This window comes from Psychrobacillus antarcticus, assembly GCF_029533155.1.
In the GTDB taxonomy this organism is placed as follows: Bacteria; Bacillota; Bacilli; order Bacillales_A; family Planococcaceae; genus Psychrobacillus; species Psychrobacillus antarcticus.
This window is the reverse complement of record NZ_JAIZDB010000024.1, coordinates 21,661-45,932: the sequence shown is the minus strand read 5'-3', so window position 1 is coordinate 45,932 and position 24,272 is coordinate 21,661. Positions and strand designations below refer to the sequence as shown.

22 protein-coding genes are annotated in these 24,272 nt (G+C 37.1%); 16 read left to right on the top strand and 6 right to left on the bottom strand.

Annotated elements, in window-relative coordinates; genetic code table 11:
• The first annotated feature begins 43 nt into the window (after positions 1 to 43).
• From LDK52_RS13895 to LDK52_RS13875, 5 genes are all read left to right on the top strand, one after another.
• On the top strand, positions 44 to 1,885 hold the full coding sequence (locus LDK52_RS13895) for an SLC13 family permease (RefSeq protein WP_277586558.1): 1,842 nt from the start codon (positions 44 to 46) through the stop codon (positions 1,883 to 1,885).
• 135 nt (positions 1,886 to 2,020) lie between these two features.
• On the top strand, positions 2,021 to 2,659 hold the full coding sequence (locus LDK52_RS13890) for a class I SAM-dependent DNA methyltransferase (protein WP_277586557.1): 639 nt from the start codon (positions 2,021 to 2,023) through the stop codon (positions 2,657 to 2,659).
• A 12-nt stretch (positions 2,660 to 2,671) separates the two neighbouring features.
• Entirely contained in the window at positions 2,672 to 3,142 is a 471-nt protein-coding gene (locus LDK52_RS13885; protein ID WP_277586556.1) for an S-ribosylhomocysteine lyase, read from the top strand.
• Positions 3,142 to 4,071, top strand: coding sequence for a PLP-dependent cysteine synthase family protein (locus tag LDK52_RS13880; RefSeq protein WP_277586555.1), 930 nt, complete (start codon positions 3,142 to 3,144; stop codon positions 4,069 to 4,071). The genes LDK52_RS13885 and LDK52_RS13880 overlap by 1 nt, the downstream gene beginning before the upstream one ends.
• 2 nt (positions 4,072 to 4,073) lie before the next feature.
• Positions 4,074 to 5,207, top strand: a complete 1,134-nt coding sequence (locus tag LDK52_RS13875; protein WP_277586554.1) for a bifunctional cystathionine gamma-lyase/homocysteine desulfhydrase — start codon at positions 4,074 to 4,076, stop codon at positions 5,205 to 5,207.
• A gap of 138 nt (positions 5,208 to 5,345) precedes the next feature.
• On the opposite strand, the gene LDK52_RS13870 is transcribed toward LDK52_RS13875, so the two are convergent.
• A complete protein-coding gene (locus tag LDK52_RS13870) occupies positions 5,346 to 5,594 on the bottom strand; it encodes a hypothetical protein (RefSeq protein ID WP_277586553.1) in 249 nt (82 codons plus the stop codon).
• A gap of 148 nt (positions 5,595 to 5,742) precedes the next feature.
• Between LDK52_RS13870 and LDK52_RS13865 the strand changes: the two genes are divergently transcribed.
• Positions 5,743 to 6,582: a DUF2268 domain-containing putative Zn-dependent protease gene (locus LDK52_RS13865; protein ID WP_277586552.1), complete on the top strand. Its 840-nt coding sequence runs from the start codon at positions 5,743 to 5,745 to the stop codon at positions 6,580 to 6,582.
• A gap of 653 nt (positions 6,583 to 7,235) precedes the next feature.
• Here LDK52_RS13865 and LDK52_RS13860 read toward each other — a convergent pair.
• Positions 7,236 to 8,114, bottom strand: a complete 879-nt coding sequence (locus tag LDK52_RS13860) for a LysR family transcriptional regulator (RefSeq protein WP_277586551.1) — start codon at positions 8,112 to 8,114, stop codon at positions 7,236 to 7,238.
• Positions 8,115 to 8,242: 128 nt separating this feature from the next.
• Here LDK52_RS13860 and LDK52_RS13855 point away from each other — a divergent pair, with 128 nt between their 5' ends.
• The 3 genes from LDK52_RS13855 (at position 8,243) to LDK52_RS13845 (ending at position 10,718) form a co-directional block, all read left to right on the top strand.
• Positions 8,243 to 9,211 carry a DMT family transporter gene (locus LDK52_RS13855; protein WP_277586550.1) on the top strand — a complete coding sequence of 323 codons (969 nt, stop codon included), beginning with the start codon at positions 8,243 to 8,245 and terminating at the stop codon, positions 9,209 to 9,211.
• Between the two features lie 104 nt (positions 9,212 to 9,315).
• Positions 9,316 to 10,197 carry a DMT family transporter gene (locus LDK52_RS13850; RefSeq protein ID WP_277586549.1) on the top strand — a complete coding sequence of 294 codons (882 nt, stop codon included), beginning with the start codon at positions 9,316 to 9,318 and terminating at the stop codon, positions 10,195 to 10,197.
• Positions 10,198 to 10,400: 203 nt separating this feature from the next.
• Positions 10,401 to 10,718 carry a DUF378 domain-containing protein gene (locus LDK52_RS13845; protein WP_277586548.1) on the top strand — a complete coding sequence of 106 codons (318 nt, stop codon included), beginning with the start codon at positions 10,401 to 10,403 and terminating at the stop codon, positions 10,716 to 10,718.
• 59 nt (positions 10,719 to 10,777) lie between these two features.
• On the opposite strand, the gene LDK52_RS13840 is transcribed toward LDK52_RS13845, so the two are convergent.
• Positions 10,778 to 11,554 carry an enoyl-CoA hydratase-related protein gene (locus LDK52_RS13840; RefSeq protein ID WP_277586547.1) on the bottom strand — a complete coding sequence of 259 codons (777 nt, stop codon included), beginning with the start codon at positions 11,552 to 11,554 and terminating at the stop codon, positions 10,778 to 10,780.
• Between the two features lie 160 nt (positions 11,555 to 11,714).
• On the opposite strand from LDK52_RS13840, the gene LDK52_RS13835 reads away from it, so the two are divergent.
• Together LDK52_RS13835 and LDK52_RS13830 are read left to right on the top strand one after the other, a co-directional pair.
• Positions 11,715 to 12,944: an EAL and HDOD domain-containing protein gene (locus LDK52_RS13835; RefSeq protein ID WP_277586546.1), complete on the top strand. Its 1,230-nt coding sequence runs from the start codon at positions 11,715 to 11,717 to the stop codon at positions 12,942 to 12,944.
• Positions 12,945 to 13,627: 683 nt separating this feature from the next.
• The gene (locus LDK52_RS13830; RefSeq protein ID WP_277586545.1) at positions 13,628 to 13,993 is read left to right on the top strand and encodes a YhjD family protein; all 366 of its coding nucleotides are present in this window, start codon (positions 13,628 to 13,630) and stop codon (positions 13,991 to 13,993) included.
• Here the strand turns inward: LDK52_RS13830 and LDK52_RS13825 are convergent.
• Positions 13,990 to 14,529, bottom strand: coding sequence for a competence protein ComK (locus LDK52_RS13825; protein WP_277586544.1), 540 nt, complete (start codon positions 14,527 to 14,529; stop codon positions 13,990 to 13,992). The genes LDK52_RS13830 and LDK52_RS13825 overlap by 4 nt on opposite strands.
• Positions 14,530 to 14,706: 177 nt before the next feature.
• Here LDK52_RS13825 and LDK52_RS13820 point away from each other — a divergent pair, with 177 nt between their 5' ends.
• The 5 genes from LDK52_RS13820 to LDK52_RS13800 all read left to right on the top strand — a co-directional run bounded on the left by LDK52_RS13820 (position 14,707) and on the right by LDK52_RS13800 (position 22,863).
• A complete protein-coding gene (locus tag LDK52_RS13820) occupies positions 14,707 to 14,943 on the top strand; it encodes an IDEAL domain-containing protein (protein ID WP_277586543.1) in 237 nt (78 codons plus the stop codon).
• Positions 14,944 to 15,087: 144 nt separating this feature from the next.
• Positions 15,088 to 16,665, top strand: a complete 1,578-nt coding sequence (locus LDK52_RS13815) for a M14 family zinc carboxypeptidase (RefSeq protein WP_277586542.1) — start codon at positions 15,088 to 15,090, stop codon at positions 16,663 to 16,665.
• A gap of 130 nt (positions 16,666 to 16,795) precedes the next feature.
• Entirely contained in the window at positions 16,796 to 18,778 is a 1,983-nt protein-coding gene (uvrB, locus tag LDK52_RS13810; protein WP_277586541.1) for an excinuclease ABC subunit UvrB, read from the top strand.
• 6 nt (positions 18,779 to 18,784) lie between these two features.
• Positions 18,785 to 21,676 (top strand): excinuclease ABC subunit UvrA, encoded by a 2,892-nt coding sequence (gene uvrA, locus LDK52_RS13805; RefSeq protein WP_277586540.1) that lies wholly within the window; start codon positions 18,785 to 18,787, stop codon positions 21,674 to 21,676.
• Between the two features lie 83 nt (positions 21,677 to 21,759).
• Positions 21,760 to 22,863, top strand: a complete 1,104-nt coding sequence (locus LDK52_RS13800; RefSeq protein WP_277586539.1) for a DUF4097 family beta strand repeat-containing protein — start codon at positions 21,760 to 21,762, stop codon at positions 22,861 to 22,863.
• A gap of 34 nt (positions 22,864 to 22,897) precedes the next feature.
• On the opposite strand, the gene LDK52_RS13795 is transcribed toward LDK52_RS13800, so the two are convergent.
• Positions 22,898 to 23,059, bottom strand: coding sequence for a hypothetical protein (locus LDK52_RS13795; RefSeq protein ID WP_277586538.1), 162 nt, complete (start codon positions 23,057 to 23,059; stop codon positions 22,898 to 22,900).
• Between the two features lie 639 nt (positions 23,060 to 23,698).
• Positions 23,699 to 24,250: an N-acetylmuramoyl-L-alanine amidase family protein gene (locus LDK52_RS13790; protein WP_277586537.1), complete on the bottom strand. Its 552-nt coding sequence runs from the start codon at positions 24,248 to 24,250 to the stop codon at positions 23,699 to 23,701.
• Positions 24,251 to 24,272: the final 22 nt, after the last annotated feature.

The following is a 24,272-nucleotide window of genomic DNA, read 5'->3' as shown; positions in this document are numbered from 1 at the left end:
ATATAATGAGGATAGCGTTATTTAAGAAGGGATTCATTCTATTATGCAATTAACTACATTTGTCGTTTTAGCGATAAGTATCGCTTTATTTATTAGTAATCGGGTGCGTGCGGATCTTGTAGCAATTCTTGCGCTTTTGGCTTTTGTTATTTCAGGTGTGTTAGAGCCTACAGAGGCACTTGCTGGTTTTTCTAATTCGGTGGTCATTATGATTGCTGGACTATTTGTTGTGGGAGCAGGGATCGTTCGGACAGGTCTCGCACAGTCTGCGGGTAACCTTTTACTGAAATGGTCTGGGAAGAGTGAGCAAAAGTTATTTGTTTTATTACTCATCATTACAGGTAGTGTAGGTTCATTTATGAGTAATACGGGGGTAGTTGCTTTAATGCTACCGATTGTGATTAGCATTGCCATCAGTATAAATAGCAGCCCATCTAAATATCTGATTCCCTTATCTTATATTAGTAGCTTATCAGGTCTGATGACGCTAATTGCGACACCTGCCAATCTAATTGTTAGTCAGGTGCTTGTGGATAATGGCTTTGAAAAACTTGGTTTCTTTGAAATTACTCCTCTTGGTATTATAGGAATTACGGTAGGGATCTTGTATTTTCTTTTTGCTAGAAAATATGTGTTGCCGAATGATAAAAGAAAAAACAATGCTGGAGAAGGGCATAAGCTATCCCCGAAACAGTTGGCAGCAGATTATGAGTTAGGTGGTAATTTGCATCGAATTCGAGTGGTAGAAAATTCTTCGATTATTGGAAAACAGCTTGCCGATTTAAAGCTTCCGGCAAAGTATCATCTTGCTATTTTAAAAATTGACCGTAAGTCGATGGAAGGGATGAATATTTTGCCTATCCGCTATCAGGAAATGGCAGGTCCTTCGAGTGTGATTGAGGCTAAAGATATTTTATATGTTCAAGGTCCTCCTGATAGTACTATGCAGTTTGTAGAAGATTTTCAGTTAGAGGTAGAAGATGAAGACTCGAATGCAGAGGAGTTAGTTTCTAAACAATTAGGTATTGCAGAAGTACTTTTAACCCCTCATTCCAACTTGATAAACGAATCGGTTGGTAGCATTGGTTTCCGAGAAAAATATAATTTAAATATACTTGGTGTTAATCGCAAGGGAGAATACGTGTTAACTGAAATGGCAGATGTACGCTTGCGATTTGGAGATGCATTGTTGGTCCAGGGTGCTTGGGAAGAGATTGAGCTTCTGTCCAGGGCTGTAAAAGATGTAGTAATTATAGGTCAGCCGAAAGAGCATGCAAGTATGGCTGCTGCCAGTGGAAAGGCACCAATTGCTGGAGCGATCATGCTATTGATGATTGGGTTAATGGTTTTCGAAGTGTTCCCAGCAGTCATTTCTGTTCTTGTAGCTGCTGTTTTAATGGTAATGACTGGCTGTCTTCGCAATATGGATGATGCCTATGGCAAGATGAACTGGGAAAGTATTATTTTAATAGCAGCTATGCTACCTATGGCAACTGCGCTTGAAAAAACGGGTGGTATGATCATCTTATCTGAGGGGATTGTTAATCTCCTTGGCGGGTTCGGAGCAATGGGCGTTTTGGCTGGTATCTACTTTATTACAATGGTATTTGGTCAATTTATTAGTAATACGGCGACAGCGGTTTTATTTGCACCAATAGCAATGACCGCAGCCATTAGTTTAGATGCAAATCCATATACATTTTTAATCGCCATTGCGGTTTCCTCGAGTATGGCTTTTACAACTCCTGTAGCGTCTCCTACGAATGCATTAGTAATGACAGCAGGAGGGTATAAATTCTTTGATTTTATCAAAGCAGGTGTCCCTTTACAAATAATTATGTTCATCGTTATGATGATCGCGATTCCAATTTTTTTCCCATTGTAATTCGAAAAGAGTTTCTCTTCATAAGGGAGGCTCTTTTTAGTTTGACAATTTGTTGGAATATGATATAACTAATATTAATAAGCCTAAAACAAAGTATGCCTGTAGGAATAATATGAATCAAAAAGGGGTTCTTAGATGGGCAGAGAATTTGTCAATATTTTTGATGGATGGGCAGACTCTTACGATGCGTCCGTTTCTGGTAAAGATCCGGAGTATCGAGATGTATTTGAAGGTTATGAAACTATTTTAAATGAGGTAGCAAAACGTGTTTCAGGTACTATTATTGAATTCGGAACAGGTACTGGAAATTTAACTGAAAAGTTATTAAAGGCAGGTTTTTCGGTTATAGGTATCGAACCTAATACTAAGATGCTTGAATTAACTGCTGAACGTTTTCCTTCTATTAAAGTAATGGATGGCGATTTGTTAGAATTTAATGTAGAAAATGAAAATATAGATGCTATTGTTAGCACGTATGTGTTCCATCATTTAACAGATGAAGAAAAGGGAATAGCATTGAAAAAATATGCGAACCTACTTCCTAAGAATGGAAGAATCGTTTTTGCAGATACTGTTTTTCTTACGGAAGAAGCCAAACAAGCACAGATTTCTAAGGAAAGAAACCGAGGCTTTTTAAATGTAGTAGAAGACTTGGAAAGAGAATATTATACGACCATACCTGTACTAAAAGAATTATTCACGGAAGCCGGATTTCAAGTAGGATTTGTGAAAATGAATGATTATGTTTGGTTAATGGATGCAACCAAAAAATAAGGAGCGATAATGATGAAAAAAATGAATGTAGAAAGTTTTAATTTGGACCATACAAAAGTAGTAGCACCGTTTGTACGCCTTGCAGGAACGAAAGTTGGAAACAATGGCGATGAAATTCTAAAATACGATATCCGTTTTAAACAACCAAATAAAGAACATCTGAAAATGCCAGGCCTGCACTCCTTAGAGCATTTAATGGCAGAAAATATCCGCAACCATACGGATCAGGTGGTCGATATTAGTCCAATGGGCTGTCAAACAGGTTTTTATTTATCTGTTATTAACCACGACAACTTTGATGAAATTCTAGAAATTCTTGAAAAAACATTACAAGATGTTTTAAATGCAACAGAGGTTCCAGCTTGCAATGAAGTTCAATGTGGTTGGGCTGCAAGTCATAGCTTAGAAGGTGCAAAAGAAATAGCTTCCGAAATGCTAGCTAAAAAAGATGAATGGCGTCAAATATACTCCGAGGAAGCGTAATGAACGTATTTAATAGTGTGCAAGATTTAATAGGCAATACACCCGTTGTGGAAATTACACATATACCAATCCCTAATAATTGCCGTATTTTCGCTAAGCTTGAATATTTCAATCCTGGAGGCAGTGTGAAGGATCGACTGGGCTTGTCTTTAATTGAGAATGGAGAGAAGTCAGGGGAACTTATTCCGGGTGGTACTATTATTGAACCAACTGCAGGAAATACAGGTATTGGTGTTGCTTTGGCTGCTATTGGAAAAGGATATAAAGTTATTTTTGTTGTACCACAGAAATTTAGTGTGGAAAAGCAAACGTTGATGCGTGCATTAGGGGCCGAAATCGTCAACACAGATACAGCATTAGGCATGCAGGGAGCGATAAAAAAAGCGGCAGAACTAGTGGCTGAAACACCAAATGCTTTCTCACCTTCCCAATTTTCTAATCCTGCAAATCCAGCTACGTATACGAAGACATTAGGACCTGAATTATGGCGAGATTTAGATGGTGAAATTGACGTCTTTGTAGCTGGTGCTGGATCCGGTGGAACATTTATGGGTACTTCATTATATTTAAAAAAGCAAAAAGAATCGATTAAAACTGTAATTGTTGAGCCATTTGGATCCATTTTAAATGGTGGGAAATCTGGTTCTCATGTGACAGAAGGAATTGGTATGGAGTTTCTTCCGGACTTCATGGATACTTCCTATTTTAATGCAATCCATACGGTAAGCGATGAGAATGCATTCAAACAAATGAGAGCGCTCACAAAAATGGAAGGATTACTAGTTGGAAGCTCTTCTGGGGCTGCTTTTCATGCTGCATTGAAGGAAGCAGAGGTAGTGAAAGAAGGAAGTCATATTGTGACAATTTTTCCAGATTCGAGCGAACGGTACCTAAGTCAGAAAGTCTACGAACTATTCGAGGAGGAATAAAGATGCGCGCTAAAACAAAATTAATACATGCGGGAATTGTTGGGGATGAAGCAACTGGAGCAGTATCGACACCGATTTATCAAGTAAGTACGTTTAAACAAGAGGCAGTAGGTAAATTCAAGGGCTATGAATATTCACGTACTGGAAACCCTACTCGACATGCACTTGAAGTATTAATCAGCGAGCTAGAAGGTGGAGTTGCAGGGTTTGCTTTTGCATCTGGAATGGCAGCAACGAGCTCTGTCATGATGCTCTTTGGCAAAGGAGATCATGTTATTATTACGGACGATGTATATGGCGGCACTTTCCGTGTTATTTCTAAAGTATTGAATCGCTTTGGCATTGAAGCGACATTCGTGGATACTGGAGATCTATCGAATGTAGAAGCGGCAATCAACGAAAATACAAAAGCGATTTTCTTAGAAACTCCTACAAATCCTTTATTAAAAGTTACAAATATCGAGGAAATTGCGAAGTTTGCAAAAGATAAAGGATTATTAACTATTGTTGATAATACGTTTATGACTCCATATTTCCAACAACCGATTGCACTTGGCGCTGACATTGTCGTACATAGTGCGACGAAGTATTTGGGTGGACATAGTGATGTCGTAGCCGGTCTTGTTGTTGTAAACTCAGACCAGCTAGCAACGGATGTACATTTTGTTCAAAACTCGGTTGGAGCAGTGCTTGGACCTCAGGATTCTTGGCTACTAATGCGTGGTATTAAAACATTAGGTATCCGGATGGAAGAACATAATGTAAATGCACAACGAATTGCAGAATTTTTGAGTAACCATGAAGCAGTTTCAAAAGTTTTCTATCCAGGGTTAGCAAATCATCCAGGACATGAGTTGATGAAGAAACAGACAACAGGCTTTGGTGGAATGATTTCCTTCGATGTTGGTAGTGCAGAAAAAGCGGATGAGCTTTTAGCGAAGCTTCATTACTTTACACTTGCAGAGAGTCTAGGTGCGGTGGAGAGTTTAATCTCAGTTCCTGCTCGAATGACTCACGCATCGATTCCGAGTGAGCGTCGGGCAGAGCTAGGTATTACAGATGGACTTGTCCGAATTTCAGTAGGAATTGAAGATGTTGAAGACTTATTAGAGGATTTAACACAAGCTCTAGCATAATTTTTTATATAAGCACACCACTTTCGCATAAGTGGCGTGCTTTTTTGTTGCTAACTTGCTCTTAGTTGGAGTTTTGAGATAGTTAGTTGGAATATCAATACTTTTTAATAAAGAGAGGATGCAACCTCTCTTCATTTATTACCAGAAAAATGCGGTAGCTAGCGTAATACCGACTATTGCACCTAGCGCAATACCGAAACCTAAGCCAAATCCTGCACCGAAAAATCCTAGTCCATACCCACCGAGATCCGCATCAGGACGAATCCACACCATATTTCTACTAACTCTTGTAACCTCACCAAAATGTACGCGCCCTTCTCTATCCACAATTCTTACCCTTTTTCCATGATATCTACAACAGAGATTATATATTTCATTTTGATTCATCTATAGTCCTCCTCTCCACAAAACTACATACAAGTATGCTCTATTAGTTTATGTTGGCTATGCGGACTTGCTAGAGACACTTGTCTATACCTCTAGTGGCTAAATAAAATTATAAACATATGCTATAAGATGAAAAAGGAGAGAATTCATGTCTGTCAAAGAAACGAGAAATATGCTTTCTACATTTGCAGAAAGATGCGAAGAACAAGGCGGGAGAGGGGTGGAAACTTTACAACGAGAGATTATATGTGATCCAGTTATGAAGTTTTTTCCGGAGGTAAATCCAGAGGTCATACAATATGAACTTTTAAAACATGGTTTATTTGATCCAACTGAATGGAAATCTTTAAAGAAAATGGTGCGAGAATTAGAAGCCAAAAATGTTTGGGATATCGTGAAACAAGAATATAAATATTTGCGAGAGTTATGGGATGGCCCGAAGGTTTCTATTTATATTTTCCCAATAAAAAAAGAAAGCACCTTGCGGAGAAAGGATATTCCCCGTAAAAATGGCATCGCTTATAAAAAAGTACTTTTTCTCTTCGTATCGCCTGATCTTGCTAAAGAAGAGGTGAAGGCTTTAGTAGCACATGAGTATAATCATGTATGTAGATTGCATTTTATAGATTCTCCCCCAGCTGCTATTCCCTTAAATGATTCGATTATTATTGAAGGTCTTGGAGAGTTTGCAGTAAAGCAATTGTACGGTAAAAAATGGCTAGCACCATGGGCTAATATGTATCGTTTCGAAGAGGCGAGCGAGGTATGGCATAGGCATTTTGCTCCTGGCCTGAAAATCAAAGGAATTAAAAATCACCAGCTCTACTTGTTTGGTCAAACTAACACCCCGTTTCCAAAGTGGATTGGCTATCATATTGGCTATCAAATTGTATATTCATACAATAAAAAACGCGGCCCTTTTGTTATGAAGGAATTGCTCCTAAAATCCTCCGATGAAATAATAGCAGGCTCTGATTTCGCATTATAATTATATATTCTCTATATAAAAAGCGTCATCTCTAGTATTTGAAGAGATGACGCCTGGTTTTTTTGAAGAAAGTATATAAAATGTTCCGTGAATACAGGGTATATGATCCAAGAAAGAATGAATAATACTGCTGATTTCCGTTCTAGGTGGTGAACAAAGGCTAAGAGCGCCACCTCGTGTGGCAACGCCTTCGTGACCAACTTCCTGTTGGCCTTCGTGGGGTGAGGCATTTTTAGAGAGGAATCAAATAATTTGGAATTGATTTTGAATTAGAAATGCTATTATCCAATGATAGATGAAGAAGGCAGATTTTTTTGTACTAGTGGAAATAAAGAGAAATAGTAAGTGTTTTCTAAATAAAGAAGCGGAATAGGAAAGCATCTTTTCTTTAGTTACCCAAAAACGCACTAACCTGTTTCTAAGAGTTGCAGGAGGGCGGCGGATAGACAAATGCGATAAGATTACCGGAAAAAGAAGGGTGGTCGTGGCTTCAGTCACGACCACCCTTTCAAAAATTAACCGGTTAATAATATAGCGATAAGTCTGTCCAAAGCACTTTGGAAACGCTAGAAACAGGTTTTGAACTTATAGAGATCAGGCATCTTTCTTGTCCGATTTTTCTCAGTTTTAAATTTTAGAAATCCCACTATTCTCTAATATAGCAATACCTCAGAAGCTTCTGCTTTACTTGAATCAATCGTTTCGATAAACCTTTCGACGGTCGTTGTTAAATATGAATTCGAACGTCTTATAAATACGGTTTTAATTTCACTATATTTGGTCGGCAATAAATGACATTGGATTAGTCCTCGGGCTTCTAAATGTAAAATCGCTGATTTGGGAATAAAGGTAATGCCTAAGCCAGCGACTACACTACTTAAGATAGTTTCTAACGTTCCAAACTCCATTACTTTTTTAGGAGTTATATTTTCATCTTTATACCAAGCTTCTAACCTTGCTCTATATCCACAGCCTTTACTAAAACATAAAAAGGGTTCATCTTTCAGTTGCTCCATTGTTGTTGTATTTTTATTGGATATTAATACTAGCTCCTCTTGAAAAACGTCGTGAGAGACAAGTTCTGGGTGAGGAGTCGTTTCTGTAACGAATGCCCCGTCTAATCGATGATTCAATACTTCATCCTGTAGCTTTTCGGTGACACCTGAGAAAAGAGACAGGTCTACCTCTTTATACTTTTTAGTAAAGGTAGATAAAATGGTTGGTAGTTTTATAACAGTTTCGACTGTTCCAATTGCTAATTTCCCTGAAGGTTGGTCTTTATTTTGTACCACTTTTTTCATTTCTCTAGTTAGCAACAGAATTTGCTCGCAATATACTAATAATTTTTTTCCTTCGGGGGTTAAACTCATTCCTCTATTATGACGATTAAATAACGGCGTGTTTAGCTCTAATTCAAGTTTCTTTATGCGAGCTGTAATATTGGACTGAACGTAGCTTAGTTCTTTTGCGACCTCGGTGATGGTTCCTTTTTGAGCAACAAGTTGAAATATTTCTAAATCTTTTAACTCCATTTTATAGCTCCCCCTTGTCTGGTGTTATGATATCACTAAAAATGATATATAACATCAAAAATAATCGTTTTACATGATAGGTAATCTTGTCGTTTAATAAGGGGATATGTTAAGGGGGTTGTATATTTATGAAAAATAATATTTTTTTAGGGGCATTTTTATGTTTTATTGCTAGCGTGTCATGGGGAGCTATGTTTCCGGTAGCTCATCATGCTTTTACATATATTGACCCGTTTTATTTTACTCTGTTCCGTTATGGAGCAGTCACTATTATTTTGGTAGTTCTTTTATTATGGAAGGAAGGCTTCAAAGCTTTTCGTATGGAGGGAAAAGGAAAGTTATTATGGTTTTTCGGTACTATGGCATTTACCGTCTATAATTTACTTATTTTCTGGGGCGAGGATTTACTAGGAGAGCCAGGTGTAATGGTGGCATCTATTATGGAATCTTTAATGCCGATGATATCTATTATTATCGTTTGGTTTTTTTATAGACACCGCCCTTATTCATTTACATTATTATGTGTTATTGTCTCATTCGTTGGAGCGATACTTGTTATTACGAAAGGAGATATCGGTTCCTTTCTTTCCGCAACAAATAATATTATTCCATCGCTATTGATCTTAATCGCAGTAATTGGATGGGTTATTTATACGATGGGAGGAGATAAATTTAGAGGTTGGTCTGTGCTGCGTTACTCGACATTAAGTTGTTTGCTAGGCACGATTTCTGCAGCAGTTATTGTAGCAATAGCAACAATGGTAGGATACGTCTCCATACCAACATTTGATACGATTCAAACAGTTAGTCCACATCTACTATTCATGATTATCTTTCCAGGAGTTATTGCTTTAGTTGGGTGGAATGTTGGTGTAAGTATTCTTACCCCTTTAAATGCTTTGTTGTTCATTAACTTTGTTCCAGTGACGACCCTTGTTATTTCAAGTGTTCAAGGAACTCATATAACTATCTTTGAGATTATAGGAGTAACCTTAATAATACTGTCCCTTCTTTCTAATAATATTTTTGTGCGTTTAGTTCAAAAGAAAGAGACAAGGCAACGAGCAAAACAGAGTTTACAAGAAAGTATATCCTAATTTAAATAGCGACTTCCACTACAACTGAAATTTTGTAGGAGAAGGAGCTTTTTTTGGAGCTTTTGCGATATACTAGTTCTAGTGAAAAAAGGTTGGTGGAAATAATGGGTAAGTACATTGGAGAAATATTGCTTGTTTTCACGGCAATCATTTGGGGAAGTGGGTTTGTAGCAAGTGCAGTGGCCTTGGAACACTATACGCCGTATCAGATTTTAGCTGGTAGGTTTTTAATCGGAGCTGTTATATTAAGTCTTCTATTTTTCAAAAAGTTGTATAACTTAAAGAAAAGCACGCTGCTTAAAGGGGCAATATTAGGGATATTTTTATATATAGCTTTTGCTCTTCAAACAGTGGGTTTGCAATTCACGACACCATCAAAAAATGCTTTTTTGACGGCCGTGAATGTAGTTATCGTACCGTTTATAGGATTTCTTATTTACAAACGAAAAATAGATATGTATGAACTAACAGGTGCAATTCTCGCTATTGTTGGTATTGCAGTTCTATCTTTGAAGTTTTCCACTGACGTGAATGTAGGGGATTTATTGACCTTAGGTTGTGCGGTAGGATTTGCTTTTCATATTTTTTACACGGCTAAGTTTGTTAAGACAGAAGAACCTGTTGTGCTAACTATTGTACAAATGGTTACTGCGGCAGCTATTGGGTGCATCGTCGTATTATTTAGAGCAGAAACAAGTTTTTCCATGGAAACTGAGGGTATGATGAATCTGTTATACTTAGGAATTTTCTCCACTACGATTGCTTTTCTAATGCAAACAGTGGCTCAAAAATACATAACAGAAACAAAGGCAGCAATTATTTTAGCTACTGAATCTTTTTGGGGCATGGTCTTTTCCATTATCATCTTAAGTGAGGTCATGACAGGCAGGATGATTATCGGTGCATTGCTTATCCTTTTAGCTATTCTAATTTCCGAAACAAAAATGGGATTTATGAAAAAAGATAAAATAAAAATAGTCACCTGATTTTAGAGTTTTCTTTATATACTGTATGAGTGTAGATGAGGCAATATAATAATTACTGTTCATAATAGGTTTTCGGATTTTAATTCCTCTTCATGTATGAATCGTTACTTCTGGTGAAAGATAAGAACGAATCTTAGTTGTTTACGATATGTTATCCCATATCGTCGCTATCATTCATACAACAAATGAAGGAGGAGTTAATCTTGGGATTTATCCGTCGGCTTGCTTTGGCTCTCGTTATTATTGGTGCAATTAACTGGGGATTGATCGGCTTTTTCGAATTTGATTTAGTTGCTTCTATTTTCGGAGGGCAAACTGCACTATTTTCTAAGGTGATCTATGCATTGGTTGGCATAAGTGGATTAGTCTGCATTCCACTTCTATTCCTACCAGATACGGACGAAGTAGTTGAACCAAGGGGAACAGGCGATTATCGTAATCTCCAGACGGAATTCGGTGATGAACCTGAATTCAAAGATATTAATGAGGAAACTTTGAAGGAAAAAGAGCTGAAAAAATAATCGAAAAAGGATAGATAACTGCGTAAAGCAGATATCTACCCTTTTTTTATTAGGGAAATTTATTTCCCCTTGAAAACAGGCTTTCTTTTTTCTCCGAAGGCTTGCAGGGCTTCTAATCGATCTTCTGTAGGAATGGTTATTTCATATGCTTTTCTTTCAATGTTTAAACCAGTTTGAAGGTCTACATTCATCCCGTATTTTACAGCAAACTTAGCTTGTTGTAACGCAATCGGTCCATTTGCAAGCATTAGTGCTGCAAATGCCTCCGTTTCTGCTTGTAGTGTTTCTTTCGCTACCACTTTGGTTACTAATCCGTAGGACATTGCTTCATCTGCTTTTAGTCTTTTAGCAGTTAGAATTAGTTCTAATGCTTTGGATTCTCCGATAAGTCTAGGTAGACGTTGTGTTCCACCGGCACCAGGGATTATTGCCAAACTTGTCTCAGTTAACCCGAGTTGAATATCATCAGAAGCAATTCTAAAATCACAGGCAAGTGCTAATTCCATTCCGCCCCCAAAAGCATAGCCATTGAGCATAGCTATTGTTGGTTGTGGAAGGTTTGCAACTGCAGTAAATACTTCTCCAATTTTGTATATATTACGTTTTACTTGTTGATCAGTTAATGTTTTTCGCTCCTTTAAGTCTGCACCAACGCTAAATGACTTTTCTCCTGCGCCTGTGAAAATAACTACACGGATATCCGGATTAATACGAATAGATTCTGCTATATCTCCAAGGTTGCGAAGCATCTCATAATTAAAGGCATTTAATGCGTCTGGTCTATTTAGAGTGACATATGCTAAATTACCCTGTTGTGTATAATGGATTAATTCCATAACTTTTTTCCCCTTTCAACTATTACTCTCCCCCAACACCAAACATATCACGTTCTAAGTTTTCTGTCATCCATAGGAATAAAGTTGGAACTATATCGATTTTCTTGGAAAGATTTGCTATAATAAATATATTGAATATTGATGGATTTGAGGAGTTTATATGGATATTTTTGTGGCGAGACAACCTATTTTCACCAAAAATGAGCATATTTTTGCCTTCGAATTATTGTATCGTGATAGTGATACGAATGCATTCCCTATTATAGACGGGGATTTAGCAACTTTAGAGGTATTAACTCATTCATTTTTGACAATAGGTATAAATAACCTTGTTGGAGATAAATTATGTTTTATCAATTTTACGGAAAATTTATTAGACAACACAGTATTAGGCAAGATTCCACCTAAACGTATAGTTGTGGAAGTTTTAGAGGATATTCCAATCACGCCATCTTTAATTCAAAAGCTTAAAAATATTAAAAAATTAGGTTTTTTACTTGCTTTAGATGATTTTATTTTACATAAGAATATAAATTTATATGATGAATTATTCAGTTTAGTTAATTTTATCAAAGTCGATTTTATTTTGAGCAAACCTTCTGAGAGACAAGTTATTGAAAGAATTGTGAAGAAAAATTATCCACATGTTGTACTTTTAGCTGAAAAAGTAGAGACACGTGAAGAATTTTATCATGCTAAAGAGGCTGGGTACGGATTATTCCAGGGATACTTTTTTGCCAAACCTGAAATTATTAAAGGGACGGAGATCCCTGCTAATATGGCCCAATATTTTCGAATTATTAGCTTACTTAACAACAAGGATTCTTCGATTGAAAAGGTAGCAGAAGAAATCGAGCGTGATGTGTCACTCTCCTTTAAAGTTTTGAAAATCATTAACTCACCAGCCGCTAGAAAAAAATATAAAATTCGTTCCATTAAACAAGCGGTGGTGATGTTGGGACTTGAAGAATTGAGTCATTGGTTATATGTACTATTGTTAAGAGAATCGAAGGCTAATTCTAAAGGAAGTGGAATGGCTCTTATTGAAGCTTCCTTATTCCGGGCGAAGTTTTGTGAGCTGTTGGCTAAAAAACAATTTTTACAAAACTCTTCAGAATATTTTCTAGTAGGACTGTTTTCCTTAATCGACACATTACTGCATCGGAAGATGAGTCATTTACTTCAAGGATTACCTCTCACGGATGAGGTAATAGAAACACTTTCAGGAAGTCGTACTCCAATGACTCTTTTTCTAGAGCTGTCGGTAGCATGTGACGAGGTGAGGTGGAATGACATGATCGAAGGTGCTGAGACTATGGGTATCGATCATGCTACATTAAACAAATATTATTTAGAAGCCCGAAGTTGGGCTATGGATATAATAGGTTAAGAACAACTGCCACTTTAAGAGATGGCAGTTGTTTTTTTGAAAAGAAAAGTATACAGTTTTGTTCCTTAAAGACAGTCGCTTTCCACTTCAATCAATTTACTCTGTAGTACTCCTCTATAAAATATAGAATAGCCTATTGCTTAGATGATCAGAGTAGTCAAAGCTAATATAACGATAAAGACGTCTGTTGAATGAAGGATGAAGTCAGTAGAGTCCCTTTTTTACTAGTGGAAATAATGAAAAATAGGAAGTGTCTACCCAATAAAGTAGAGGAATATCGAACAAAATTGCATCTTTGTGAGCTTCTTCTAGGAATAGGGAAGTATCTTTTCTCTAGTTAACAAAAAATGCACTACTTATTTCTAGAAGTTGTAGAAGGGTGACGGACAGTCAATAGTCATAAGATTACCGAGAAAAAAAGATGCTGGTCGTGTCTTCAGTCACGACCAGCATCTTTAAAAAATCAAACGGTAATTAGATAGCAATAAGTCTGTCCAAAGCCTTTCGCAAACAGTAGAAAAAGGTTTAAATCTTAAAGGACCGGGCATTTTATTGCCCGGTTTTTTTGAATTTTTTTCTACTGTTTCATTTAAATACCAATGACTCGGTTGTTGCATTTTCCGATAAAAGTAGTACAATTAAAAACAGAACACACGTTCCTAATTGGAGAAGGAGGAGTAGTTATGCCATTAATACCGGAAGAGGCAATTCCATATTTTGAAAACATGATCTATCTTCCAATGGTCTTGACTATTTTAGAAAAAGATCGAACTATTTTTGAGAAGGCTCCATTTAAATTGAAGCGTCCATATATCATTTTAGTAGAAGAAGCAGGAAAGCAAGTGCAGAAAGAATTAAAACAGACGCATATGTATATGAAGCGTCACAGTATGAAAGTTCTTCGAGGAGAGGGAGATGATATGTTCACAGAGTATGTATTTTTTCATGGAGGTTATGAAGAACATCGTCGTTACCTAAACGTTCGTCTCCGTAACAGAGTCGAAGAACTACTCTCTATATATTTGGCGGTAGTAGAAAGACTTCGTTAGTACTGCGAGTCTTTTTGAAATTGTGGAATTCTAGTAATATAACCCGTATTCATCAGATAACTCATTCGTTTTAGTAAATGCATATTTAGTAAATTAGCAAATCCAACCTGTCGACTTATTGTCTGCGGAGATGAAGGAACAGTTATTTTTTGTCCATTTGTTAAAACGACTACACATCCATCCTCAGAAGGATAAAATGTTTCTATTGCCCTAAAAGAGAACCAAACATTTAAATCTGATTTTGGAGAGAGTATTGGTATTAATATACATGGATTGCCGAAGTCATGGGCAATAAGAATAGGTAGCTTTAAATAGTTTCCAATCGCATCTCTCGATAATCGAACAGTATGCTGGAATGACGAGCCGTAAAATGAGCAAGAGTGGCGAACAATATCAAAAGGCTTTTTACCTATTATGTTTGATTCGCCTGAAAAGTTAGTGACTTTTGTAAATGTTGTATTATTCACTACAATAGGTTGAAGTACAGCGGTTTCAAATGAAATGAAAAAAGATTCTTCTTCTACTTTATTCGACATTAAATCCACCCCTTTGTATTATATACCTCAATTATAGTTAATTTTGGAAGTAAAGCAAGTACAAATAACGAATATTCGAAATATTCATCATTTAATATATAGTTGCAATTTTCTTAAAATGATTGCAAGTATCCCAATGCTTTTATATAATAGAAAAAAGACATCGGGGTGATGGAGATGGACAAACAATATTCATATGCAGATTTCTTAAAAGCAATGGGTCAAACGGCGAATGAAAGCTCTGCCGAAAATTTGTTGAACGAAATATATCTTGATATGTTTTTAAACATTATCCACCGGGAACAAAGTAGTAATCGTCTCTCAGCATTAATTGACAATGCACTAGATCAGAAAGACAAGGATTCTTTTATGAAGTATACAACTGCACTTCATCAACTGAATAATCCTAAATGAACGATTCCTCTATAAAAAACCACTTCTATTGGAGTGGTTTTTTTTATATAACAAAATTCTATTTCTTTTGACAAAATACTACGCTAAGCTAGGAGAAGAGGATAGATTTTCCACTACAAAGAGATCGAGAGGGAGGAACAATAAATGAAACGTTCTATGCTTATAGCATTATTCTTACTATTGGTTCTACCAACTATTGTCCAAGCAGAGGACAGGTGGAATATTAAAACGCTCGAGTCATATCAAGTATTATCAAATGCCTCCATCGATTCTTCTATACTATTAGATGCAGAAGAAGCCCAAGTATATGAAACGACAGGCTTACAAGCAGAATATTATCAGATTGATTTTAATGGGGTTCCAGGATATATACATAGTGCTCAAGCAAGTAATTTGTTTGAACAGGAACAAATGAGTTTTAAAGTGGTTGAGGAGCAAATTCCATACTATGTGATGCAAAAAGGCAAGCTTGTGCAAACGGGAATATTATCAAAGAATGCTGTGTTGACTCGAACAAAAGCGTCTACAGTCTATCATGTAGTGGAAGTAGGCAAAGAAGTATTTTATATTCCCCGGGCAGGTACAATCCCAACTTCGGAAATACCAACTAATGATCCTATAAAAAAAGCAACATACCCTATGAAAATTTATAACCGTGCGGAAGTTCCAATTTTTAATAAGAAGTTAATCCAAATTGGTAGCCTTTCAGCCAATCAATCTGTGGATTTATTAGGATTAGAAAAGGATAAAGGGATCATAAATTTTTTAGGACAAGAAGCAAGAATAAATATGGTGGATTTTGTGCATATGGATTTATTGCAGCCAAAAAAAGTCCTAACATATGAAGAAATGACCTATTTACTACATGTAATTGCAGCATTATATCCTGAATTTACAAAGCTAGAGCAAATAGGTAAATCAGTAGAAGGTACACCTATGTATGCGATGAAAATAGGTAATGGGAAAAAAGAAGTGCTGCTAGATGGATCGTTACATGCTAGGGAGCATATGACAACAAATGTAGTAGTTGAAATGATTGATACATATAGCATTCATTACGAAAATAAATCTGTTTATGGTGGATATAATGTTCGTCAGACGTTAGACCAAACTGCTATTTGGTTTATCCCCATGTTGAATCCAGATGGTGTAAAGCTTGTTCAATCAGGACCAACATCATTGAAAAATGGAGCACTCGCTACAAAGATTAATGGAAACGTTAGTTTTAATCGATGGAAATCGAATATTCGCGGGGTAGATTTAAACGATAACTTTGCTTCTGGTTGGGATAAGATCAAAGGTGGCCATAAGAAGCCGGCTTACATGGCATATAAAGGACCTAGTGCCTTTAGTGAGCCGGAATCACAAGCATTTAGAGATTTCGTCAAGAAGCATAAGTTTAAAACGTATATTTCCTACCACTCTTCAGGACAAATAATGTACTGGTTTAACTATCAAAAGAACGCGGAATCCAAGAGAGATCAAGTATTGGCAAACACATTATCAAAACTTACTGGCTATAAAGTAATGCCTCCTCAATACTTGCAGGGTTCCGGAGCTTCTGCTGATTGGTTTATCCAAGAAACGAAAATGCCAGGAATTACATTAGAGATCTCTCCATACGTAGGAGATAACCCAGTACCTCTATCGAAATGGGATGCAGTTTGGAAACAAAACCATAAAGTTGGTCTATATTTAGCACAGGAAGCATCGAAAAGATAATAATGATAACATCCAAAGTCACTGATATCAGTGGCTTTTTGGCATATGTGAAAAACGTATGTTCGTTTTAGTGGGAATCAAAAAAAGAGTGTGTTAAACTGAAATTATTCAAGAAATGGGAGGCTTATGTATGGAACAAATTTTTGATTTGCAAGCTCCGTATGAGCCAGCGGGAGATCAAGTAGAAGCAATAAAAGAACTAGTCGCAGGTGTTAAAGAAGGAAAAAGATATCAAACCTTACTTGGTGCGACAGCTACTGGTAAAACATATACTATTTCAAACGTTATTGAACAAATAAACAAACCAACACTAGTGATGGCGCATAATAAAACACTAGCAGGTCAATTATATAATGAGTTTAAAGAGTTCTTTCCGAACAATGCGGTTGAGTACTTCGTTAGTTACTATGATTATTTTCAACCAGAAGCATATGTACCATCAACCGATACGTTCATAGAAAAAGACTCGAGTGTTAATGAAGAAATAGATAAGCTCCGCCATTCTGCAACTTCCTCTCTATTTGAGAGAAAAGATGTCATTATTGTCGCTTCTGTATCCTGTATTTATGGATTAGGGAATCCAGAGGAATATAAAGAGATGGTCGTTTCATTAAGAACAGGAATGGAGATTGAACGCAATCAGTTATTGCGTAAACTCGTAGATATTCAGTATGAACGAAACGATATGAACTTCGTACGTGGAAAGTTCCGTGTTCGTGGAGATGTAGTAGAAATATTTCCCGCTTCACGTGATGAAAGATGTCTTCGTGTAGAATTCTTTGGAGATGAAATTGATCGTATTCGTGAAGTGAATGCACTGACAGGAGAGATACTTGGAGAACGTGATCACGTCGCTATATTCCCAGCATCCCATTTCGTTACCCGAGAAGAAAAGATGAAATTGGCTTTAGCCAATATTGAAAAAGAATTAGAAGAGCAACTTGCATATTTAAGAAGCGAAGATAAGTTATTAGAAGCGCAGCGATTGGAGCAACGTACAAGGTATGATTTAGAAATGATGGAAGAGATGGGCTTTTGTTCGGGTATTGAAAACTATTCTAGGCACTTAACATTAAGAGAAGCTGGAGCGGTTCCATATACATTAATTGATTATTTTCCAAAAGACTTTTTACTCGTAGTAGATGAAAGTCACGTTTCATTACCTCAAGTAAGAGGAATGTATAATGGTGACCAAGCGAGAAAATCTGTGCTCGTAAATTATGGTTTCCGATTGCCATCTGCTCTCGATAACCGACCTCTAACATTCACAGAATATGAAAAACATATAAACCAAGCTATATTTGTTTCCGCAACACCAGGTCCATATGAGCTGGAGCATACACCAGAAATGGTGCAGCAAATTATCCGTCCTACTGGACTATTAGATCCAATCATAACGGTTAAGCCTATTGAGGGACAAATAGATGATTTGATCAATGAAATTCATGAGAGAACTGCAAAAAAGGAACGTGTTTTAATCACGACATTAACGAAAAAAATGTCGGAGGATTTAACCGATTACTTGAAAGAAATTGGGATAAAGGTTCAGTACTTACATTCCGAAGTAAAAACTCTTGAACGTACAGAAATTATTCGACAACTTCGTTTAGGTACGTACGATGTAATAATAGGAATTAACTTATTACGAGAAGGTATAGATATACCAGAGGTGTCTTTAGTAGCTATATTAGATGCCGATAAAGAAGGATTTTTACGTTCCGAACGATCCTTAATTCAGACGATTGGGCGAGCTGCCCGTAACTCTAATGGAGAAGTTATTATGTATGCAGATAAAATGACGGACTCTATGCGAAAAGCAATTGATGAAACGAAACGTCGCCGGACAATTCAAATGGAGTATAACGAAAAACATGGTATTACACCAAAAACGATCCAAAAGAAAATAAGCGATGTTATACGTGCTTCACATGTTGCCGAAGAGGAAGAAACATATGCACAACGCTTGATAAGTGGGAAACCATTAACGAAAGAAGAAAAAGCAACACTTCTAAAAGATCTAGAAAAAGAAATGAAAGATGCAGCCAAAGCGCTTAACTTTGAACGAGCTGCAGAATTACGCGACGCAATTTTGGAACTGAAGCTGGAAGGGTGATAAGTGTTGAGAAATCAAGAAATCGTAATTCAAGGTGCACGTGTTAATAATTTGAAAAATGTAAGCTTGAAAATACCAAGAGATAAGTTAGTGGTCATGACTGGACTTTCTGGCTCGGGAAAGTCTTCTTTAGCTTTTGATACAATCTACGCTGAAGGACAAAGACGATACGTTGAGTCACTATCAGCCTATGCCCGACAATTTTTAGGGCAAATGGATAAGCCGGATGTAGATGTCATTGAAGGGTTATCGCCAGCTATTTCTATCGATCAAAAGACGACAAGTAAAAACCCACGATCTACAGTAGCAACAGTGACCGAAATTTATGATTACATGCGACTATTGTATGCGCGAGTTGGAAAACCAATATGTCCAAATCATGGGATTGAAATTTCCTCTCAAACGATCGAACAAATGGTAGATCACTTAAGTGCATATCCGGAAAAAACAAAGATGCAAGTGTTAGCTCCTATTGTTTCAGGTCGTAAAGGAACTCATGTAAAGCTTTTGGAAGAAATGAAAAAAGAGGGCTTTGTTCGTGTACGTATCAATGGTGAGTTAATCGATTTAGATGATGATATCAATCTAGATAAAAATAAAAAACATAATATTGAAGTTGTCATCGACCGAATTATTATGAAAGAAGGAGTTGCTGCAAGGCTTAGTGATTCCATAGAGTCAGCTCTAAGACTTGCAAATGGCAGAGTTTTAATAGATGTGATGGAGCATGAAGAAGTTCTATTTAGTGAGCATCACGCCTGTCCGATATGTGGATTTTCTATCGGGGAATTAGAACCTCGTATGTTTTCATTCAACAGTCCCTTTGGTGCATGTACTGATTGTGATGGACTTGGTACAAAGCTAGAGGTGGATCCCGAATTAGTAGTTCCCGACAAAAGTATTACTTTAGCAGATGGAGCAATCGTCCCATGGCAGCCAACAAGCTCCCAGTATTATCCGAAGCTCTTGGAGGCTGTATGTAAGCATTACAAAATAAAAATGAATGTTCCCGTTGAAAAATTACCGATAGATCAATGGAACAAAATTATGTATGGATCAGGGAATGATAGTAATCGCTTCCGATATGAAAATGAATTTGGACAAGTTCGTGATAGCATGGTTATATTTGAAGGCGTTCTTGCTAATATTGCGCGTAGATATAAAGATACGTCCTCCGATTATATTCGTGAGCAAATGGAAAAATATATGGAGCAACATGATTGCCCTAAATGTAATGGCTATCGTCTAAAAGAAGAAACACTTTCAGTGAAGATAAATTCCCTTCATATCGGGGAAATCACAAAATATTCGATTGAAGAAGCAAATAAGTTTTTCAAAGAATTGACCTTATCTGAAAAAGATATGCAAATTGCTCGTCTTGTACTGAGAGAGATTCATGAACGTCTAGGTTTTCTGGAGAACGTAGGGCTAGATTATTTAACATTAAACCGTGCTTCCGGAACTTTATCAGGTGGGGAAGCGCAACGTATTCGCTTGGCTACTCAAATTGGTTCAAGACTGACAGGCGTGCTATACATTCTGGATGAACCGTCTATTGGGTTGCATCAGCGAGATAATGATCGACTGATCGAAACATTAAAAAACATGCGAGATATCGGGAACACTTTAATAGTTGTAGAGCATGATGAGGACACCATGATGGCAGCAGACTATTTAATAGACGTGGGTCCTGGTGCAGGAGTGCATGGTGGTGAGATAATCGCTGCAGGAACCCCTGCACAAGTGATGAAAAACAAAAAGTCCTTAACCGGTCAATACTTAAGTGGGCAAAAGTTCATTCCCCTTCCAGTGGAAAGAAGAAAGCCAGATGGTCGCTTTATCAAAATTAAGGAAGCGTCAGAAAATAACTTGAAACATGTTAGTGTAGATATTCCATTAGGTGTATTTACTGCGGTTACAGGGGTTTCAGGATCTGGTAAAAGTACATTAATAAATGAAATATTATATAAATCATTAGCACAGAAGTTAAATCGCTCTAGAGTGAAACCCGGCGCCAATAAGGGTGTCGAGGGTATGGAAATGTTAGAGAAAGTTATTGAGATTGACCAATCCCCAATCGGTCGTACTCCAAGGTCTAACCCAGCTACTTATACGGGAGTTTTTGATGACATACGAGACCTTTTTGCAACAACAAATGAAGCAAAAGTAAGAGGATATAAAAAAGGCAGATTTAGTTTCAATGTTAAGGGCGGTCGTTGTGAGGCTTGTCGTGGTGATGGCATTATAAAAATTGAAATGCATTTCTTGCCTGATGTATACGTTCCATGTGAAGTCTGTCATGGAAAAAGATATAATCGTGAAACTTTGGAGGTACATTACAAAGGTAAAAATATAGCAGATATACTAAAAATGACTGCGGAGGATGGCTATGCCTTTTTTGAAAACCACCCAAAAATCAGTCGGAAGATAAAAACGATTGTAGACGTAGGATTAGGGTATATGGAATTAGGGCAATCTGCGACAACACTTTCTGGTGGTGAGGCGCAACGGGTTAAACTGGCTTCTGAATTACACAAGCGTTCTAACGGGAAGTCTTTTTATATTTTAGATGAACCAACTACTGGTTTGCATGTAGACGATATCGCAAGATTATTAATAGTACTTCAACGTTTAGTAGATAACGGAGATAGCGTTTTAGTAATTGAGCATAATCTAGATGTCATTAAAACAGCGGATTACATGATTGATTTAGGGCCAGAAGGTGGAGATAAAGGCGGAACAATTGTTGCAGTAGGTCCACCAGAGAAAATTGCAGCATCGAAAGATTCGTATACAGGAAAGTACTTGAAAACCATTTTAGAAAGAGATCGACAACGGATGGATGAAGTTGTAGCGAAAGCATCAATGAAGAAAAAAACTCCAGTATCGACTTCGTGATGAAACTTTTTGATTTTTCATTCGTATAAAGTAATGTAAGTAAAAATGATTTATATTATAAATTCATGAGGAGGCCTTTCACTATGCAAGAGGAACGAAAACGTATTTTAGATATGGTTGAAAACGGCACAATTACTGCACAGGAAGCATTGGCATTACTAGAAGAGCTTGGAAAACAAACAACACCTGCTACACCGTTTGTCCCTGAGGAGAAAGAATATAAAAAGTCCCAAAACAATAATACCGATTTCGTGGAAGATTTGAAGCGCGATTTTACCGTAATGGGTGAACGATTCATGCAGTTTATGCAAGGTACCGTCGACAAAATGAAAGATTTTGATATGCCGTTCGGCGAACCAGTTATTTTTGAACAAGAACTTGTCAAAGAAGATGCGGATATTACAGATATCTCTATTAATATTGCAAATGGTAAAGTTGAAGTTTTTTCTACGGAAGAAAAACATGCGCGTGCTTCTGTAAAAGTGAAGTCATTTAGAAATTTAACAGAAGACGAAGCAAAAGCACGTTTCCAAGAAGAGTTTATTTTTACTACTGAGGGAGATAAATTACGCGTATATAGCGACATGAAAACAACTTCAGTTCAAGTGACATTATATGTACCGAACAAAAAGTATAATTATATTTCTGCTCGATTGTTTAATGGTGAGTTCATTGCTAAAAATTTAGAGGCAAACTCATTTAAAGTTAAAACAACAAATGGAAAAGTAGAATTAGATGAATTGAAGTTTGAAAGAGCTGACATAGAAACGGTTAATGGATCGGTTCAAGTTCAACGAGTTGAAGGGGACACGATTGAAGTAGAGACGATGAATGGTCGTATTTACGTAGATGGTAAACTGAAAGAAATAGAAGGTTCATCTGTAAGCGGACATGTTATTTTGACAACAAAAGATAAAGAAGCGCGTAAAATAGAAGGAACTGCAATAGCTGGAACGGTCGAATTGTATATTCCAAAAGATATTTCAATAAAAGGGGAAGCTACTTCCCAAATTGGTAAAATAGATGTTCAGTTGGCTGATGTTACGCATCTAAATCAATCTGAGCAGCTATTAAACAAAAAGGTAGGATTCACGAAAATAGTGGATTCAGAAGCAGTACCTTTACGAGTATACGGTGACGCAAAAACAGGTTCTGTTATTGTCCGTTATACAATGGAAGCAGAATAAGTAAAAGTGGAGTGGGATATTTTCCCCTCCACTTTTATTTTGTCCAATAATAAGGGCTACAACCCAGTGTTAATAGTACTTTAAATAATTTAGCAATACTGTTGATTTCCGTTTCAGGTGGACGCGTTCCGTGGGGTGAGCGATGGGCTATCACCGTTGCTACGCGTCGTTGTGATATCTCATCTGTCTCACTCATCCCACTGGAGTCGCCACCTTTCACTGCAATCAATGAAGTGAGTAGTACTCAACTAAGAGATATAGCATAGAAAACGCTTAGATGATAAGAGCAGTCAAGATTATATAGTTTTAAAACGTCTGTTGAATTAGGGAAAGGGATACTATTCTGTAAGGAAGTATGAAGAATGTAGATTTTCTTTTATCAAGTGGAAATAAAGAGAAATAGTAAGTGTTTAATAAATAAAGAAGCGAAATTGCGAACGAAATTGCATCTTCAGGCCCGCACGATGTGGGTCAGGCAGTCGTTGCGAAATGTTTTTTTATTTTGCGACGAGCTTTGCGCAGGAGCACCAAGATGTCGCGTACTTAGACTATCATCATCTATCCTCCATTATTAGGATAGTATCTTTTCTCTAGTTACCCAAAAAATGAACTAACCCGTTTCTAAAAGTTGTAGAAGGGCGACGGACAGTTAATAGCCATAAGATTACCGAGAAAAAAAGATGCTGGTCGTGACTTCAGTCACGACCAGCATCTTAAAAAATCAAATGGTAATTATATAGCAATAAATCTGTACAAAGCCCTTCGAAAACGATAGAAATAGGTCTTGAACTTAAAGTATTAGGCCTGTATTTCCGAGATATTGTTGACTCCCAGACTAACGCTTCTGCTGGATCCAACATAGAATTGCAAAGGCGATAGCTTTCGCGCAGCGTTTTCTGTACTCCGTTGATTGCAATAAAGTGGCCTCTATTTTATTCGTCATAAATCCACATTCCACTAGAACCGCTGGCATCTTTGTATCTCGAACAACTGCAAAATCTGCTCTCTTCACACCTCGGTTGGTTCTACCTGTAATAGCACATAAATAGTTTTGGATAAGTGAAGCGAGAATAATTGATTGCTCGGAAGGCTTCACGTAAGTAAAAGTTTCGATCCCACTAACATTATTCCATGTTGAGCCATACGCATTGGCGTGGATAGAGATAAATGCATCAACCCCCATTTTATTTGCTAAAGCCGTTCTTTCCCTAAGAGGAACATCTCTTTGCTTGTCATGACAATTCATAACGATTACCCCAGCAGCAGTTAGTTCATTTTTAACAAATTGAGCAACTGCCTCATTAAATTCAAATTCTTTCATGTTCCCATCTGGCGTTCTTTTCCCTGTAGTATTAGGTCCATGCCCTGCATCAAGCATAATTTGCATCAACAAAAACTCCTTTCTCCCT